Genomic DNA, 16,845 nt, shown 5'->3' with positions numbered 1-16,845 from the left:
GCCATTTCAGTTGATGATAAGCATTATCATTAACTGCATGTCGGTCTGGTATCACTGTGAGCCTATCTCGCTTCAACCACGTCTTTCTCGCCCAACGGGTGATCCTGCTGCGCACGCTGCAGCGCATGGTGAATAACCACAGCACCGCCGAGGACCTGTTGCAGGAAACCTACCTGCGGGTGACTCGGGCCTTGAGTGAGCGGCCGATCGACCACCTTGAACCCTTCGTCTACCAGACCGCGCGCAACCTGGCGCTGGACCATTTGCGTTCGCGCAGGATCCAGGCCCGCACCCTGCAGGAAGATGTCCCGCTGGATATCCTGCAAAGCGTCGCCGCCCCCATCAGCACGCCCGAAGACGCCACCCAGGCCGAGCAATTGCTTGAGCACCTGAGCGTCAGCCTGGGCCAGTTGAGCGCGCGCCAGCAACGGATCTTCATCCTCAGCCGCCTGCACGGTTGCAGCTACCAGGAGATTGCCGATCAGTTGCAAGTGTCCTTGAGCACGGTGCAGAAGGAACTGAAATTGATCATGGCCATCTGTGTAGGTGTAGCCGAGCGGTTGGATCAGCCTTAAGCTCCATCAGACAGAGGTTATCGATCCAGCCTGTAGGAAATAATGAATAAAACGTGGCGAAGACCCGAGGAACACCGTGACGGACCCGAATAGACTGCGCCCCCATGAGCTGGCTCATGAGGTGCTGCAAGACACGGCCATGGACCAAGCGCTCGATTGGCTGATCGCCTTGCAGTGCCCGCAACCCGGCCAACAAGCCGCCTTCCAGGCCTGGCTGGCGCAGGACCCGGCGCATGCCCACGCGTTCAGCAAGGCCCAGTCCGCCTGGGGTGGCGCGCCGGTGCACAGCGCCGCCGTGGCGTTGGCCGCGCCGCGCAGACCGAGCGCCTGGCGCCGGGTCAAACCGCATTGGAAACCCCTGGCCACCGCTGCCGTGCTGCTGCTCGGTCTGTTCAGCTTCAGCGACCTGCCGGTACGCCTGCAGGCCGACCACCTCACTGTGGTCGGTGAGCGCCAGCGTCTGCAACTGGATGACGGCTCCCATGTCCTGCTGAACACCCATTCGGCGTTTTCCAGCCGCATCCAAGACCACCAGCGCATCGCCCGCCTCTACCAGGGCGAAGCGTTTTTCGACATCGCCCCCGCCCGTGGCCTGCCGCTGGAAATCGACGCTGGCCCGGTGCGCGCCAGCGTGCGCGACACTGCGTTTGCCGTGCGCTATCTCAACGGCGAAGCCCAGGTGCAAGTGCAACGCGGTGATGTCGACCTGAGCAATACCTTCGACGACGCCCGGGTGCGCCTGAGTGCCGGCGAAAGCATCCGCATCGGCCCCAGGGGCTTCGGCCAGCCGGCCAAGCTGGACGCCGGCAAGGACCTGGCCTGGGTCCAGGGCCGGCTGGTGTTCGAAAACTGCCCGATGAGCGAAGTGCTGGCGGAGTTGCGCCGCTATTATCCGGGCTGGATCGTCAACACCAACGACAAGCTCGCCAGCGTCGCCGTCACCGGTAACTACCGCCTCGACCAACCATTGGACGTGGTGCGTTCCCTGGCCCACATCACCTCGGCCAAGCTGTCGGAATACCCGGCGCTGGTGATTTTGAACTGAATGAGAAATATTTTTACTCGATATTAACCGGCGATACGTCTCGTTATAGCCAATGCAACTGATTCCTATTTGATTTCGGTTCGCAACTATAAGATTCGTATTTCCGGAGCGCTCTCGATGTCCTCTCGTTTCAACCGCCGGTCTTGTTCGCCCGTTCTGTCCTTGCTGACCGCTGCCATACTGATGGCCGGCGTGCCGGCGGCAATGGCCGCAACCGCCGCGGAACCCGCGCCGCGCAGCCACGGCAACTACAACTTCAGCATCGAACAGCAGCCGCTGGTGGCGGCGCTGAACGCGTTCACCGGCGTGACCGGCTGGCAAGTCGGCCTGCCGGCCGAGCTGGGCCAGGGTGTGTCGTCGCCGGGCGTGCGCGGGGCGTTGTCGCCGGAGAAGGCGCTGGAGCGGCTGTTGGTGGGGACCAACCTGAGCTACCGCAAACTGGGCAACAACACCATCGTCCTGGAGAAACGTGCCGCCGGCAGCGCCCTCAACCTGCAGCCAGTGACCATCAGCGCCACCCGCACCGAGCAGGCTGTCGACAGCGTACCGAGCATGGTCAGCGTGCACGACCGCCAGGAACTGGACCGCCAGAACGTCAACAACACCCGTGAGCTGGTGCGTTACGAACCGGGCGTGTCCGTGGGCGGCGCCGGCACCCGCTCGGGCAACGCGGGCTATAACATTCGCGGGATCGACGGCGACCGCATTCTTACCCAGGTCGATGGCGTGGAAGTGCCGGACAATTTCTTCAACGGCCCCTACGCCAAGACCCGGCGCAACTACGTCGACCCGGAAATCGTCAAGCGCGTGGAGATCCTGCGCGGCCCGGCCTCGGCCCTGTACGGCAGCAGCGCCATCGGTGGCGCGGTGAGTTACTTCACCCTCGACCCGGATGACATCATCAAGCCCGGCCAGGACGTTGGCGCACGCCTGAAAACCGGCTACAGCTCCGCCGACGAAAGCTGGCTGACCTCCGCCACCGTCGCCGGCCGCGTGCAGGATGTCGACGGCTTGCTGCACCTGAGCCAGCGCAACGGCCACGAAACCGAATCCTATGATGGCAACAACGCCACCGGCCTCGCCCGCACCGGCGCCAACCCGGAAGACGCCCGCACCACCAACGTGCTGGCCAAACTGGGTTGGAATTACGGGGACGACAACCGTCTGGGCCTGACCTACGAGAAGTACAAGGATGATCGCGACGTCAACCTCAAGAATGCGGTGGGCGGCCCGTTCATCGGTGGCCGTGGTTTCAACCTGTACCGTGACCGTCGCGGCAACGACACCATTACCCGTGAACGCTTCGGCCTGGAAAACAGCTTTGCCCTCGAGTCGCCGATCGCCGACCGCATCAAGACCAGCCTCAATTACCAGATCGCCAAGACCGACCAGACGACCGCCGAAATCTATCAGTCCGGCCGCCGTGTGCTGCGCACCCGCGACACGCTGTACGAAGAAAAACAGTGGGTCTTCGATGCACAGCTGGACAAGGCCTTCAGCCTCGGTGCCACCGATCACCAGGTGACCTACGGCACCACCCTCAAGCAGCAGAAAGTCACCGGCTCGCGTGAAGGCGGCGCCACCTGCCTGGCGGTCGGCAGCGGCTGCACCGCCATCGGCGCGCCCAGCCCATCGGCCAGCGACAGCGTGAAGAAATCCAGCGACTTCCCCGACCCGACCCTCAACACCTATTCGCTGTTCGCCCAGGACCAGATCACCTGGGACAACTGGACCTTCCTGCCCGCCGTGCGCTACGACTACACCCGGCTCAAGCCCAAGCTGACCGAGGAATTCCTCAGCACCGTGAACCCCACCGGAGAGTACGCGGTCGACGGCAAGGACAAAACCTGGCACCGCGTCACGCCCAAGTTCGGCCTGACCTATGCCCTGACCGATCAATACACCTGGTTCGGCCAGTACGCCGAGGGTTTCCGCACACCGTCCGCCAAAGCGCTGTATGGCCGCTTCGAAAACCTCAACCTGGGCTACACCGTGGAGCCCAACCCCGACCTCAAGCCGGAAACCAGCAAGGGCATCGAAACCGGGCTGCGCGGCAAGTTCGACGAAGGCTCGTTCGAAATCGCCGTGTTCTACAACAAATACCGCGACTTCATCGACGAGGACAACGCAGTGGTCGGTGGCACCGTCGAGCAGTTCCAGGCGGTGAATATCAAACGCGCCACCATCAAGGGCGCCGAGGCCAAGGGCCGGCTGAACCTGGATGCGTTCGGCGCGCCGCAAGGTCTCTATACCCAAGGCGCGGTCTCCTACGCCCATGGCCGCAACGACGACAACGGCGAGCCGCTCAACAGCGTCAACCCGCTCAAGGGCGTATTCGGCCTGGGCTACGACCAGGACAACTACGGGGGCCTGGTGAGCTGGACCCTGGTGAAGAAACAGAACCGCGTCGACAGCAGCACCTTCCACGCCCCCGACGGCGACACCCGCGGCCCGTTCAAGACGCCGGGCTTCGGCATTCTTGATCTGACCGCCTACTACAAGGTCACCCACGACGTGACCGTCAACGGCGGCCTCTACAACCTCACCGACAAAAAGTACTGGAACTGGGATGACGTGCGCAGCTACGACAGCGTCGGCGAAGCCGCAGTGACCGGCCCGGCCAACCTCGATCGACTGACCCAGCCGGGGCGCAACTTCGCGATCAACCTGATCTGGGACATCTGACGCGCCCTGCCGCACCTCGCCGCAATGATCGTGCGGCGAGGTGAGGATTTTTTACTGTGCCGCGTCTTCCTGTTCGTCTAGTTGATAACGGCTCCCTTTAGAGCCACAAGGCGCTCCCCCCTCAAGGATTTTGTCATGACCGCTTCTCCTACTGCAGAACGTCCAGGCCTGCGCTCCCAGCGCCTGAACCAGATCACCAACGAGCCGCACACCAAGCTCGACGCACTGGTCAAGGCGCACGCCCCGTTTGAGACCCAGGCCAACTTCGCCCGCTTCGTGGTGGCGCAGTACCTGTTCCAATCGGAGTTGGTCGCGCTGTACAACGATGCCGAACTGAACCGGATCATCCCGGACCTGGCCGAGCGCTGCCGCGCAGAAGCAGCCAGGCTCGATCTGGGCGACCTCGACACCGACGTACCCGCGCCGGTCGCCGGTGCCGTGAGCAACCCGGGCCAGGCCGAAGCCCTGGGCTGGCTGTTCGTCTCGGAAGGCTCCAAACTGGGCGCTGCCTTCCTGATCAAACGGGCCGTGGGCCTGGGCCTGAGCGAGACCTTCGGCGCGCGCCACCTGGCCGAGCCGGTCGGTGGACGCGCCGAAGGCTGGAAGCGCTTCACCCGCATTCTCGACGGCCTGCCGTTCAGCGCCGAAGAAGAAGCCGCGGTAGAAAAAGGCGCAATCGATGCGTTTGTACGCTTCACCGTATTGCTGGAACAGGCGTACGCTACGGCCCCTGAACTGGCCTGACCTACTGATTGAAATGCAATCAAATGTGGGAGGCGGCTTGCCCCCGATGCGGTGTGTCAGCAAAGAATTTATTGACTGATACACCGCTATCGGGGGCAAGCCCCCCCCCACAGTTGGAACGCATTTCACATTGTTTTTCTGTGATAACCCTACCTATGACCGGCAAAACCCAATCCACCTCCAGAATCGCGCAGATCCTCTACGGTCTGCTGGCCTACGTCAGCCTGGGGATCGGCCTGGTGGCGATTGTCATACCGGGTTTACCCACCACCGAATTCATCCTGCTGGCCGCCTGGGCCGCGACTAAAAGCTCGCCGCGCCTGAGCGCCTGGCTGGAAAACCACCGCCTGTTCGGGCCGATCCTGTTCAACTGGCGCAATGGCAAGATCATCGCGCGGCGGGCCAAAGTCAGCGCCACCGTCAGCATGCTGCTGTGCGCCGTCCTGATGCTGGTGATGCTCGATCACGGCTGGCCGATCTACCTGGCAATCGCCGGCATGGGCCTGGGCAATCTGTGGATCTGGTCTCGCCCCGAGCAGCTTGCACCGCCCGTATAACACTGCGCGTAGGCGTTTTCCTACCGCTCATCGTCTGTCGCTCATGAATTGATTTGTTACGCCGATGTTTCAGACATGGCGCCGAATGGACTTGGCTCTGCTGCGCGCATCTCAACAAGTCCATTCGTGAGTGAACCTATGTTCGACACCCTCTCCATCCGCCTGAAAATCGTGCTGCTGTCCGGCCTCTGCCTGGTAGGGGTCATTGCACTGGTGGTCGGCATCAACATCTACAACACCAACCAGAACGATCAACTGGTCAGTGACTCAAGCTCACGCATGCTGACTGCCGGCGTGGAACAGTTGCTGCAAGCCAAGGCGGCCGAACAGGCCGTGCAGTTGCAGAAAACCTTCAACGAAAACCTGCTGGCGGTCACCGCCCTCGCCGACCAGATCAAAGACCTGCGCAACCTCGGGGCCAAGCGTTCCCTGGAAGCCGGCGCCCTGCGCGAAGAACTCAACCAGAGCGTCAAAACCGCTTTCGACCGTAACACCAAGGTGCTGGGCATCTGGCTGTCGTTCGAACCCAACGCACTGGACGGCAAGGACAGCGAGTTCATCGACGACAAGGCCCGCGTCTCCAACGAAAAAGGCCGTTTCTCCAGCTACTGGAGCCGGGCCGGCGGCGAAGGCCTGAACACGGTCATGGTCGAGGCTGACCTGACCAAGACCACCCTCAACCTCAGCGGTACGCCCTACAACATTTGGTACACCTGCCCGCGCGACACGCGCACCACGTGCCTGCTGGACCCGTACGAAGACACCGTGGCCGGCAAGCCCGTGCTGATGACCACCATCTCCCTGCCTTTGATCGTCGATAACAAGGTGATCGGCGTCGTCGGTGTCGATATCGCCCTCAACGCCCTGCAAGCCGACACCGATGCGGCGCAGAAGGGCGTGTTCAACGGCGCCGCACACGTGGAGGTTCTGTCCAGCACCGGGGTGATCGCCGCCTACAGCGGTGAGCCGGCCAAAGTGGGCAAGAACCTGATCGACACGCTTGGCGCCGAGGGCAAAGAGATCGTGCAACTGCTCGCCGATGATCGCCCGATGATCCGCGAACAGGGCGAGACCATTCGTGCCGTATACCCCGTCAAGCCGATTGCCGACGCCAAATCCTGGGGCGTGGTGATCAAGCTGCCCAAATCGGTGATGCTGGCCGATAACGTGAAACTGCAAGCTGTGCTTGACCAAGCCCAGGCGACAGGCACCCTCAAAGCCTTGCTGGTCGCCGCCGCCGCGGCCCTGCTGGGCCTGCTGCTGATCTGGCTGACCGCCACCGGAGTAACGCGTCCGATCAACAGTGTGGCCGCCATGCTCAAGGACATCGCCAGCGGCGACGGCGACCTCACCCAGCGCCTGGCCTATGCCAAAAAAGACGAACTGGGCGAGCTGGTGAACTGGTTCAACCGCTTCCTCGACAAACTGCAACCGACCATCGCGCAGATCAAGCAAAGCATCACCGAGGCGCGCGGCACGGCCGACCAGTCCTCGGCCATCGCGCGCCAGACCAGCGAAGGCATGCAGGTGCAATTTCGCGAGATCGACCAGGTGGCCACCGCGTCCAATGAAATGAGCGCCACCGCCCATGACGTCGCCAACAGCGCCTCCAATGCCGCCAGCGCGGCACGCGGCGCGGATCAGTCGGCGCGCGAAGGCATGTCGATCATCGAGCAAAGCACCCGCGATATCACCTCGCTTGCCCAGGAAGTCAGCAAGGCCGTCGGCGAAGTCGAGGCGTTGGCCGTCAATAGCGAACAGATCGGTTCAGTCCTGGAAGTGATTCGCAGCATTGCCGAACAGACCAACCTGCTGGCGTTGAACGCGGCGATCGAAGCGGCACGTGCCGGGGAAAGCGGACGCGGTTTTGCGGTGGTGGCCGATGAGGTGCGCAACCTGGCCAAACGCACCCAGGATTCGGTAGAGGAAATTCGTCTGGTGATCGAACGGATCCAGAGCGGCACCCGGGACGTGGTGGCGACCATGCATTCCAGCCAACAACAGGCCCAAAGCAATGCCGGGCAGATCCATCAAGCGGTGCAGGCCCTGGGCAAGATCAGCGACGCCGTGACCGTGATCAGCGACATGAACCTGCAGATCGCCAGCGCCGCCGAAGAGCAGAGCGCGGTGGCCGAAGAGGTCAATCGCAACGTCTCGGCGATCCGCACCGTGACCGAAACCCTCACCGGCCAGGCCACCGAGTCGGCGGCCATCAGCAGCCAGCTCAATGCCCTGGCCAGCCAGCAGATGAAGTTGATGGATCAGTTCAGGGTTTAAGACACACTGCAGGTCCAATATGGGAGGGGGCCTGCCCCCGATGGCAGAGTGTCAGTCACTTATCTGTAGCTGACTTTACCGCTATCGGGGGCAAGCCCCCTCCCGCATTTTGACCGTGCACCGCTTAAAGACCGGTCCAGGCCTGGACGAACGCCGCAACATCTTCCTTGGGCGCCGTACGCGGCGGGTTCTGCGGCGTGCCCAGGTACAGGAAGCCGATCACTTCTTCATCTGCGGTCAGCCCCAGCCCTTTGGCCACATGAGCCGAGTAAGACAACTCGCCCGTGCGCCACACCGCGCCGATCCCTTGCGCATAAGCCGCCAACAGAATGCCATGGGCCGCGCAGGCGGCTGCCAGCAATTGTTCGGACTTCGGCACTTTGAAATGCTCCTGCAGGCGGGCGATCACCACCACCACCAGCGGCGCCCGCAACGGGCCGTTCTGGGCCTTGTCGATAGCGGCTTGCGGGGCATCCGCATCCTGCAAACGCGCCGCTTCGGCCAACAGCGTGCCCATGCGCTCACGGGCCGGGCCTTCCACGGTGAGGAAACGCCACGGGCGTAACTGGCCGTGGTCGGGCGCGCGCATGGCGGCGGCGAACAGCACGTCGCGCTGCTCCTGGGTCGGTGCCGGTTCCAGCAAGCGCGGCACGGAAACACGGTTGAGCAAAGCGTCGAGAGCCTGCATTGGCCACCTCCAGAAAAAAATGTGCGGTCATTCTAGCGGAATGCATCGGGATGCCACCAAACGATAATTGCTCTTATTCAAACTGCCCTGCCCTGTTAGACTTTGCCACCGGATTTTTCGCCTTCGTTCAGGAAACCCGATGTTCCGTTCGCTACTACGCCTGTGCGCAGCATTGATGGCCCTGGGCCTGACTGCCTGCGACGACGCCCCAAGGTTTACCCATGCTGAGCCGGGTGAAGCGCGGGCCGGCGGCGCGGCGACCGTGAACAAGCGCGACCAGAACGCGTTTTCCCTGCCCTCGGCCAACCTGGCGCCTACCCGCCGCCTGGACTTCAGCGTCGGCAACAGTTTCTTTCGCAGCCCCTGGGTGATCGCGCCCTCGACCACCACTGCGCGTGACGGCCTGGGCCCGCTGTTCAATACCAACGCCTGCCAGAACTGTCATATCAAGGACGGCCGGGGCCACCCACCGCTGGCCGATGCACCCAATGCCGTGTCGATGCTGGTGCGCCTGTCCATCTCCCCCCCAGATGCAGAGCTGGCGCCTTACGCCAAACTCATCGAACAGCTTGGCGTGGTGCCCGAGCCGGTGTACGGCGGCCAACTGCAGGACATGGCCGTGCCGAGCGTGGCACCGGAGGGCAAGGTGCGCGTCGACTACACGCCGGTCAACGTCAGGTTCACGGACGGCACGGTGGTCGAGTTGCGCAAGCCCGCGCTGCAGATTACCCAGCTTGGCTATGGCCCGATGCACCCCGACACCCGCTTTTCTGCGCGCGTCGCACCGCCGATGATTGGCCTGGGTTTGCTTGAAGCCATCAGCGACGCCGACATCCTGCGCAACACCGACCCGAAAACCGCCGACAGCGAAGCCATCATCGGCCGGGCGAACCAGGTATGGGATGACGCCGAGCAAAAGACCGTTTTAGGGCGCTTTGGCTGGAAAGCCGGGCAACCCAACCTCAATCAACAAAATGTTCACGCATTTTCGGGTGATATGGGCCTCACCACTTCCCTGAGACCCTTCGATGACTGCACCGACGCCCAGGTGGCCTGCAAACAGGCACCCAACGGCAACGGCCCCGAGGGCGAGCCGGAAGTCAGCGACAACATTCTGCGCCTGGTGCTGTTCTATACGCGTAACCTCGCCGTGCCGCTGCGCCGCGACGTCAACGCGCCACAGGTGCTGGCCGGCAAGAACCTGTTCTACCAGGCCGGTTGCCAGGGCTGTCACAAGCCAACGTTCACCACGGTCGCCAACGCCTCCGAACCCGAACTGGCCAATCAGGTGATCCGCCCCTACAGCGACTTGCTGCTGCACGACATGGGCGAAGGCCTCGCCGACAACCGTACTGAATTCAAGGCCGGTGGCCGCGACTGGCGTACCCCGCCGTTGTGGGGCATCGGCCTGACGCAAACCGTGAGTGGTCACACCCAGTTTCTGCATGACGGCCGCGCCCGCAACCTGCTTGAAGCCGTGCTCTGGCATGGCGGGCAAGCGCAGGCGGCGCAGCAGCATGTGTTGTCGTTCAACGCCGAGCAGCGTGCCGCGTTGCTGGCATTCCTGAATTCTCTATAAGCTTTGCCCCAATTACAGAAGGGAGCTCGACATGTTCCGTCCCAAGTTGTTGTTCACCAGCCTGGCCGCCCTTGCCCTCGGCGCCTGCTCGCCCCAGGACCCGCAAGCGGTGACCTCGGCGGCCATCGCCAAGCAAGTCATCCTGCCGACCTACAGCCGGTGGGTCGAGGCCGACCGTCAGTTGGCCGTCAGCGCCCTCGCCTATTGCCAGGATAAAGAAAGCCTGGACACCGCCCGTGCCGACTTCCTCCACGCGCAAAAAGCCTGGGCCGAGTTGCAACCGCTGCTGATCGGCCCGCTGGCCGAAGGCAACCGCGCCTGGCAGATCCAGTTCTGGCCGGACAAGAAAAACCTGGTGGGTCGTCAGGTCGAGCAACTGGTCAGCGCCCAGCCGCAGATCGATGCGGCCGCCCTCGCCAAATCCAGCGTGGTGGTGCAAGGCCTGTCGGCCTACGAATATATCCTCTACGACGCCAGGCCCGACGTTGCCGACGCGGCCCAGAAAGCCCGTTACTGCCCGCTGTTGATGGCCATCGGCGAACGCCAGAAAGCCCTGGCCGAAGAGATCCTGGCGAGCTGGAACAGCACCGACGGCATGCTTGCGCAGATGACCAAGTTCCCGAACCAGCGTTACGCCGACTCCCACGAAGCCATCGCTGATCTGCTGCGCGTGCAAGTGACCGCCCTGGATACCCTGAAGAAAAAACTCGGCACGCCGATGGGTCGCCAGACCAAGGGCATCCCGCAGCCGTTCCAGGCCGATGCATGGCGCAGCCAGTCGTCCCTGCAAAGCCTGGAAGCCAGCCTCGCGGCGGCCCAGACCGTGTGGGTGGGCGTTGACAACAAAGGCCTGCGCGGGCTGTTGCCGGCCGATCAGAAAGCCCTGGCCGACAAGATCGACGCCGCCTATGCCGCGTCACTCAAACTGTTTGCCAGCAACCAGCGTACCCTCAACGAACTGTTGAACGACGACGCCGGGCGCCAGCAGCTCAACGACCTCTACGACAGCCTCAACGTGGTCCATCGCCTGCACGAAGGCGAGCTGGCCAAGGCGCTGGGCATCCAGCTGGGCTTCAACGCCAACGACGGTGACTGATGATGCTCAGGCGACAGGCTTTGGCGGTTGGCAGCGTACTGCTCAGCGCACTCACCTTGGGCGGCTGGACGCTGTTCAAGCACAAGGACAAGAGCCCGCTGCTGCTGTCGGCGCGCGATGACGCAGACGGCAGGCACTACGCCGTCGGTTATCGCCTGGACGGCAAGCAGGTGTTCGCCACCCAGGTCGGCCAGCGCTGCCACGACATCATCAACCACCCGACGCTGCCGATTGCGTTGTTCGTCGCCCGCCGCCCGGGCACCGAGAGCTACCTGATCGACCTGCGTGACGGCGCGCTCCTGCAAACCATCACCTCGAACGCCAATCGCCACTTCTATGGCCACGCGGTGATCCACAAGAGCGGCGACTGGCTGTATGCCACCGAGAACGACACCTCCGACCCCGGCCGTGGCCTGTTGGGTGTGTATAAGTTCGAAGGCGAGCGGCTGGTGCACAGCGGCGAGATCTCCACCCACGGCATCGGCCCGCACCAGGTGTCCTGGATGCCCGATGGCGAAACCCTGGTGGTGGCCAACGGCGGCATCCGCACCGAAGCCGAAAGCCGCGTGGAGATGAACCTCAACGCCATGGAGCCGAGCCTGGTGCTGATGCACCGCGACGGCAGCCTGATCAGCAAGGAAACCCTGGGCCAGCAGATGAACAGCGTGCGCCACATGGGGATCGCCAGCGATGGCACCATCCTCACCGGGCAACAGTTCATGGGACCGTCACAGGAGCGTTCCGAATTGCTCGCCATCAAGCGTCCGGGTCAGCCTTTCGTGGCGTTCCCGGTGGCCGATGAACAATGGCAGGCAATGGGGCACTACACCGCCAGTGTCGCGGTACACAGCGAGCTGCGGCTGGTGGCGCTGACGGCGCCGCGGGGTAATCGCTTCTTTATCTGGGACATGGACAATGGCGAGTTGCGCCTGGACGGCCCGCTGCCCGATTGCGCCGGAGTGGGCGCGGTGGCGGACGGGTTTGTCGTGACCTCGGGCCAGGGTCGCTGCCGCCTCTACGATTGCCGCCAGAAACAGCCAGTAGCGACGCCGCTGACCTTGCCCGCAGGATTGTGGGATAACCACCTGCATCTGATGACGTAACCTCCCGCTTCGATCTCAACGCTCCTGGGCTGACACCCAGGAGCCTATTCGCCGACAGCTGCTTGGCACATTCCCCCACACAATCTGTAGAACTGTCTCTCAATCGCCTTCCAGTATTCTCACAACAACTTGCGAAACGACTACTTATCCCCGTCCTTGTCCTGATCAAGACTGCGGCGCTCCGTGCCGCGCCGCTTGCTCCTGCGTGCTCGCGCGCCGTTCACAATCTGCACACGTCTCACAAGGACCCCACTATGACCATGCCGGCCCGCCGGATGATTATCATGCTCAGCCTCGTTCTTTCAGTCGTCCTGATGCTTGCCGGCTACAAGACGTACTGGATTTATCAGCAGTTGCAGCTTTTGCATGGGCCCAAACCACCGGTCAGCGTGGCGACGTCCAATGCCTTTGAAATACCCTGGCAGCGCCAAATGCCGGCGGCGGGCACGCTCAAGGCAGTGCAAGGTATCGACCTGAGCACTGAGGTGCCCGGCGTTGTGACACAGCTGCACTTTGAGTCCGGGCAAATGGTCGAAGCTGGACAGCCCTTGCTGCAGCTTGAGCACCAGACCGAGCAGGCCGAGCTGGACGTGGCAAAGGCCGACCAACGCCTGGCCCGTCAGAACTTCGAGCGCGGCCAGAAACTGGTGGAGATCAGCGCCATCTCCAAAGGCGAATTCGATCGGCTCGGCGCTGAATTCAATCGAAACACTGCCGTCGTTGCACAGCGCACTACAGCGCTGGAAAAGAAGCACATCGTTGCCCCCTTCACCGGCACCATTGGCATCCGCCAGGTCAATGTGGGCGATTACCTGCAAAGTACCCAGGTCATCGCCAGCTTGCAGGACAGACGCCAGCTTTATGTTGACTTTTATGTGCCCGAGCAAGCCGTTCAGCTGATCAGGATCGGGCAGTCGGTTCAGGTTGAAGTCTCGGCACGCCCCGGCAACTTCAGCCTCGCCAAAGTGAGCGCCATCAACCCGATCGTCGATGACAGCACGCGAAACGTGCTGGTACGTGCGACGCTGCCCAACCCTCGCGACGATCTGCTACCGGGAATGTTCGCCAATCTACGGGTGCTGCTGGACGAACCGACGGCACAAACCGTCATCCAGGAAAGTGCGATCGCCTTCAGCCCCTATGGTCAGTACGTTTTCGTAATAACACCTGATAACAACGGTGAGCCGCAGACCGCCGATGCCAGCGATACGCCGCCACTGATCGCCGAGCAGCGCCTGATCGAAACGGGTGAGCGTCGCCATGGCCTGGTGGTGGTTTCCAAGGGGCTGAACAAGGGCGAACAGGTGGTCACTGCCGGCCAGCTCAAACTGAAACACGGCACCCCTGTGCGCATCAGTATCGACCGAAGCCAGGCGGATGGGCCGCGGCCGATGCCTGATCGGGAGGGCACGCAATGACCTTCACCGACCTGTTCATTCGTCGCCCGGTACTGGCGGTGGTCGTCAGCCTGCTGATCGTGCTGCTTGGATGCCAGGCTTACAAAAAACTGCAACTGCGCCAGTTTCCACAAATGGAAAACGCGCTGATCACGGTCACCACGGTCGCCCCGGGCCTGAGTGCGCAAACCATCCAGAGTTACATCACCCAACCGTTGCAACAAAGCCTGGCCAGCGCGCAAGGCATCGACTATATGACGTCGTCCAGTCGTCAGAATATATCGATCATCTCCATCTATAGTCGGGTCGGCGCCGACAGCAACCGCTTGTTCACCGAACTGCTGGCCAAGTCCAATGAAGTCAGAAACCAGTTGCCCAGCGGCATCGAAGAACCGGTACTGAGCAAGGTTGCAGTGGATAGCACTGCGCTGATGTACCTGAGTTTTTCCAGCAACACCATGAACAATGCGCAGATCACCGACTATCTGCAGCGGGTCGTCCAGCCTCGGCTGGTGACACTGCCGGGCATGGCGCAAGCGCAGATTATCGGCAGTCAGAACTTCGCCATGCGCCTGTGGCTCGACCCGATAAAACTCGCGGGGTTTGGCCTGAGCGCCAGTGACGTAACCCAGGCCATCAGGCGCTACAACGTACAACCTGTCGCGGGGGACCTGACCGGCGAATATGTCGTCACCAGCGCGACCACCAACACCGAACTCCAATCGGCCGAGGGATTCAGTGCGATCCCGGTGAAAACCGACGGCGACAACCAGGTACGTCTGGGAGACGTGGCGCGCGTGGAATTGGGCTCGCGAAATTACGACAGTTTCAGCACGTTCAACGGTATCCCGGCGGTTTATATCAGCATTCAAGCCACGCCCGATGCCAACCCACTGGAGTTGGGCAAGCGCGTCCGCCAATTGATGCCCCAATTGCAGACGCAGGTGCCACCCGACCTGCACACGGATATTGCTTACGATTCGACGCTGTATATCAACGCTTCGATCGACCAGGTGCTGTCCAGCCTGCTCGAAGCCGTACTGATTGTGGTGTTGGTGGTGTTTTTGTTCCTGGGTTCCTTACGCTCAGTGATCATTCCAGTCATCACCATTCCACTGTCGCTGCTAGGCACGTTGTTCCTCATGCAACTGCTGGGCTATTCCATCAACGTGCTGACGCTGCTGGCCATGGTCCTGGCTATCGGCCTGGTGGTCGACGACGCCATCGTGATGATGGAAAACATTCACCGGCACATCGAAAAAGGCAAATCCCCGCTTGAAGCCGCGATCAAGGGGGCAAGAGAGGTTTGCATTCCGGTGGTGTCCATGACCATCACGCTGGCCGCGGTTTTTGCACCCATCGGCTTCATGCAGGGCTTGACCGGGGCGTTGTTCAAGGAGTTTGCCCTGACACTGGCTGGTGCTGTAGTGATTTCCGGGATCGTGGCGTTGACGCTGTCACCGATGATGTGCGCCATTCTGCTGCTGCCTGAAGAACAGCCAAAGGGCCTGTCGCGGGTTCTGGAGCGCTTCTTCAATGCCTTGAAAAAACGCTATCAGCGCCGCCTGCGCCAGATCATGCAAGCGCAGTCGGTGGTAATGGTTTTCGCCACGCTGGTGCTCTGCCTGATCCCGGCCATGCTCACGTTCACCCTCTCGGAATTGGCGCCCGACGAGGACAAAGGCCTGATTTTCATCCTGTCCAATGCCCCCCAGGCAACAAACCTGGCCTACCTGAACCGCTACACCCAGGACTTTATCGAACCGTTCAAAACCCTGCCCGAATACCAGGCATCCTTCCAGATCAATGGCCTGGATGGCGTACACTCAGGCGTCGGCGGCTTCCTGCTCAAAACCTGGGGGGAACGTGAGCGCACACAGATGCAAGTGCTGGAGCCACTGCGCGAAAAACTCGACAACAACCCCGGCCTGCAAGTTTTCGCATTCAACTTGCCCTCCCTGCCGGGTACCGGTGAAGGCCTGCCCTTTGGCTTTGTCATCAGTTCACAGCAGGACCACAGTTCGATGATGAGCGTAGCCGAGCGCATCAAACAACGCGCGATCGACTCGGGAAAGTTTGCCTACGTGGATATCGACCTGGCATTCGACCGCCCTGAAGTCATGGTCGAAATTGACCGGACCAAGGCCGCCCAGATGGGCGTATCCATGGAGGATCTGGACCTGACCCTGACCACCCTCCTGGCTGAAGCGGAAATCAATCGATTCAGTATCGACGGTCATCTCTACAAAGTGATTGCGCAAGTCGAGCGCGACTACCGAGACAACCCCGACTGGCTGAACCAGTACGCGGTAAAAAACGCCAAGGGCCAATTATTACCCTTGTCGACGCTGGTCACCGTGTCCAGCCCTCAGGTTCGGCCACAGCGGTTGAATCAGTTCCAGCAGCTCAATTCAGTCACGGTATCGGCGTTTCCGATCGTCGGCATGAGCAACGCATTGCAGACCTTGCAAAACATCGCACAGGAGGAAGCGCCAGCGGATTACACCTTCGATTACCGCAACGCTACACGCCAGTTTGTGCAGGAGGGCAATACGCTATGGGGCACGTTCGGCCTGGCACTTGCCATCATCGCGCTGGTGTTGGCGGCGCAGTTTGAAAGCCTGCGTGATTCCCTGGTGATACTGGTGACGGTGCCGCTGTCGATAGGCGGCGCATTGATCGCGCTGTTTCTGGGGTGGTCCACCCTGAATATCTACACGCAGATCGGCCTGGTCACGTTAATCGGTTTGATCAGCAAACACGGGATTCTGATCGTCGAGTTCGCCAATCAACTGCGCAAGCAACAAGGCCTGTCCGCGCGGGCTGCGGTCGAGCAAGCTGCCGCGATCCGTCTGCGGCCGATTCTGATGACCACGCTGGCCACCGTCATGGGTGTCGTGCCGTTGATTTTCTCCAGCGGCGCGGGCGCGGTCAGTCGGTTCGATATCGGCATGGTGATCGCCACCGGCATGTCGATCGGTACCTTGTTCACCCTATTCGTCCTGCCCACGGTGTACACGACACTGACCAAAGCGGACACCCCAGCCAGGGCACTGACCCGATAGCGCAAAAAAAAGGCCTCGCATCGCGAGGCCTTTT

12 protein-coding genes are annotated in these 16,845 nt (G+C 61.9%); 11 read left to right on the top strand and 1 reads right to left on the bottom strand.

Annotated elements, in window-relative coordinates:
- The first annotated feature begins 56 nt into the window (after positions 1 to 56).
- From PspCFBP13528_RS21875 to PspCFBP13528_RS21850, 6 genes are all read left to right on the top strand, one after another.
- Positions 57 to 575: a sigma-70 family RNA polymerase sigma factor gene (locus PspCFBP13528_RS21875; protein ID WP_065951333.1), complete on the top strand. Its 519-nt coding sequence runs from the start codon at positions 57 to 59 to the stop codon at positions 573 to 575.
- Between the two features lie 76 nt (positions 576 to 651).
- Positions 652 to 1,620, top strand: a complete 969-nt coding sequence (locus tag PspCFBP13528_RS21870) for a FecR domain-containing protein (RefSeq protein ID WP_065951332.1) — start codon at positions 652 to 654, stop codon at positions 1,618 to 1,620.
- Positions 1,621 to 1,737: 117 nt separating this feature from the next.
- Positions 1,738 to 4,305, top strand: a complete 2,568-nt coding sequence (locus PspCFBP13528_RS21865) for a TonB-dependent receptor (protein WP_137201485.1) — start codon at positions 1,738 to 1,740, stop codon at positions 4,303 to 4,305.
- A gap of 135 nt (positions 4,306 to 4,440) precedes the next feature.
- Complete coding sequence (locus tag PspCFBP13528_RS21860; RefSeq protein WP_101219739.1) at positions 4,441 to 5,049, top strand: biliverdin-producing heme oxygenase; 609 nt, start codon at positions 4,441 to 4,443, stop codon at positions 5,047 to 5,049.
- A gap of 155 nt (positions 5,050 to 5,204) precedes the next feature.
- Complete coding sequence (locus PspCFBP13528_RS21855; RefSeq protein WP_065951329.1) at positions 5,205 to 5,606, top strand: YbaN family protein; 402 nt, start codon at positions 5,205 to 5,207, stop codon at positions 5,604 to 5,606.
- Between the two features lie 138 nt (positions 5,607 to 5,744).
- Positions 5,745 to 7,883: a methyl-accepting chemotaxis protein gene (locus tag PspCFBP13528_RS21850; protein ID WP_065951328.1), complete on the top strand. Its 2,139-nt coding sequence runs from the start codon at positions 5,745 to 5,747 to the stop codon at positions 7,881 to 7,883.
- Between the two features lie 124 nt (positions 7,884 to 8,007).
- On the opposite strand, the gene PspCFBP13528_RS21845 is transcribed toward PspCFBP13528_RS21850, so the two are convergent.
- Entirely contained in the window at positions 8,008 to 8,571 is a 564-nt protein-coding gene (locus PspCFBP13528_RS21845; protein ID WP_065951327.1) for an NAD(P)H nitroreductase, read from the bottom strand.
- Positions 8,572 to 8,710: 139 nt separating this feature from the next.
- Here PspCFBP13528_RS21845 and PspCFBP13528_RS21840 point away from each other — a divergent pair, with 139 nt between their 5' ends.
- The 5 genes from PspCFBP13528_RS21840 (at position 8,711) to PspCFBP13528_RS21820 (ending at position 16,811) form a co-directional block, all read left to right on the top strand.
- Positions 8,711 to 10,150, top strand: a complete 1,440-nt coding sequence (locus PspCFBP13528_RS21840; protein WP_137201484.1) for a di-heme oxidoredictase family protein — start codon at positions 8,711 to 8,713, stop codon at positions 10,148 to 10,150.
- 31 nt (positions 10,151 to 10,181) lie between these two features.
- Positions 10,182 to 11,246 (top strand): imelysin family protein, encoded by a 1,065-nt coding sequence (locus PspCFBP13528_RS21835; RefSeq protein ID WP_137201483.1) that lies wholly within the window; start codon positions 10,182 to 10,184, stop codon positions 11,244 to 11,246.
- Positions 11,247 to 11,248: 2 nt separating this feature from the next.
- The gene (locus tag PspCFBP13528_RS21830; RefSeq protein WP_101219736.1) at positions 11,249 to 12,349 is read left to right on the top strand and encodes a DUF1513 domain-containing protein; all 1,101 of its coding nucleotides are present in this window, start codon (positions 11,249 to 11,251) and stop codon (positions 12,347 to 12,349) included.
- 260 nt (positions 12,350 to 12,609) lie between these two features.
- Positions 12,610 to 13,767, top strand: coding sequence for an efflux RND transporter periplasmic adaptor subunit (locus PspCFBP13528_RS21825; protein WP_137201491.1), 1,158 nt, complete (start codon positions 12,610 to 12,612; stop codon positions 13,765 to 13,767).
- Positions 13,764 to 16,811 (top strand): multidrug efflux RND transporter permease subunit, encoded by a 3,048-nt coding sequence (locus PspCFBP13528_RS21820; RefSeq protein WP_137201482.1) that lies wholly within the window; start codon positions 13,764 to 13,766, stop codon positions 16,809 to 16,811. The genes PspCFBP13528_RS21825 and PspCFBP13528_RS21820 overlap by 4 nt, the downstream gene beginning before the upstream one ends.
- Positions 16,812 to 16,845: the final 34 nt, after the last annotated feature.

Origin of the sequence: Pseudomonas sp. CFBP13528 (assembly GCF_005233615.1) — a bacterium.
Taxonomy (GTDB): Bacteria; Pseudomonadota; Gammaproteobacteria; order Pseudomonadales; family Pseudomonadaceae; genus Aquipseudomonas; species Aquipseudomonas fluorescens_AM.
The sequence above is the reverse complement of the archived record's forward strand: the minus strand, read 5'-3'. Positions and strand labels throughout refer to the sequence as shown.

What these genes read in the sequence shown, in the direction of transcription:
- PspCFBP13528_RS21865 (WP_137201485.1), top strand. Translation starts at nt 1,738, where the DNA reads ATGTCCTCTCGTTTCAACCGCCGGTCTTGTTCGCCCGTTCTGTCCTTG.
- PspCFBP13528_RS21860 (WP_101219739.1), top strand. Translation starts at nt 4,441, where the DNA reads ATGACCGCTTCTCCTACTGCAGAACGTCCAGGCCTGCGCTCCCAGCGC.
- PspCFBP13528_RS21855 (WP_065951329.1), top strand. Translation starts at nt 5,205, where the DNA reads ATGACCGGCAAAACCCAATCCACCTCCAGAATCGCGCAGATCCTCTAC.
- PspCFBP13528_RS21850 (WP_065951328.1), top strand. Translation starts at nt 5,745, where the DNA reads ATGTTCGACACCCTCTCCATCCGCCTGAAAATCGTGCTGCTGTCCGGC.
- PspCFBP13528_RS21845 (WP_065951327.1), bottom strand. Translation starts at nt 8,571, where the DNA reads ATGCAGGCTCTCGACGCTTTGCTCAACCGTGTTTCCGTGCCGCGCTTG.
- PspCFBP13528_RS21840 (WP_137201484.1), top strand. Translation starts at nt 8,711, where the DNA reads ATGTTCCGTTCGCTACTACGCCTGTGCGCAGCATTGATGGCCCTGGGC.
- PspCFBP13528_RS21835 (WP_137201483.1), top strand. Translation starts at nt 10,182, where the DNA reads ATGTTCCGTCCCAAGTTGTTGTTCACCAGCCTGGCCGCCCTTGCCCTC.
- PspCFBP13528_RS21830 (WP_101219736.1), top strand. Translation starts at nt 11,249, where the DNA reads ATGCTCAGGCGACAGGCTTTGGCGGTTGGCAGCGTACTGCTCAGCGCA.
- PspCFBP13528_RS21825 (WP_137201491.1), top strand. Translation starts at nt 12,610, where the DNA reads ATGCCGGCCCGCCGGATGATTATCATGCTCAGCCTCGTTCTTTCAGTC.
- PspCFBP13528_RS21820 (WP_137201482.1), top strand. Translation starts at nt 13,764, where the DNA reads ATGACCTTCACCGACCTGTTCATTCGTCGCCCGGTACTGGCGGTGGTC.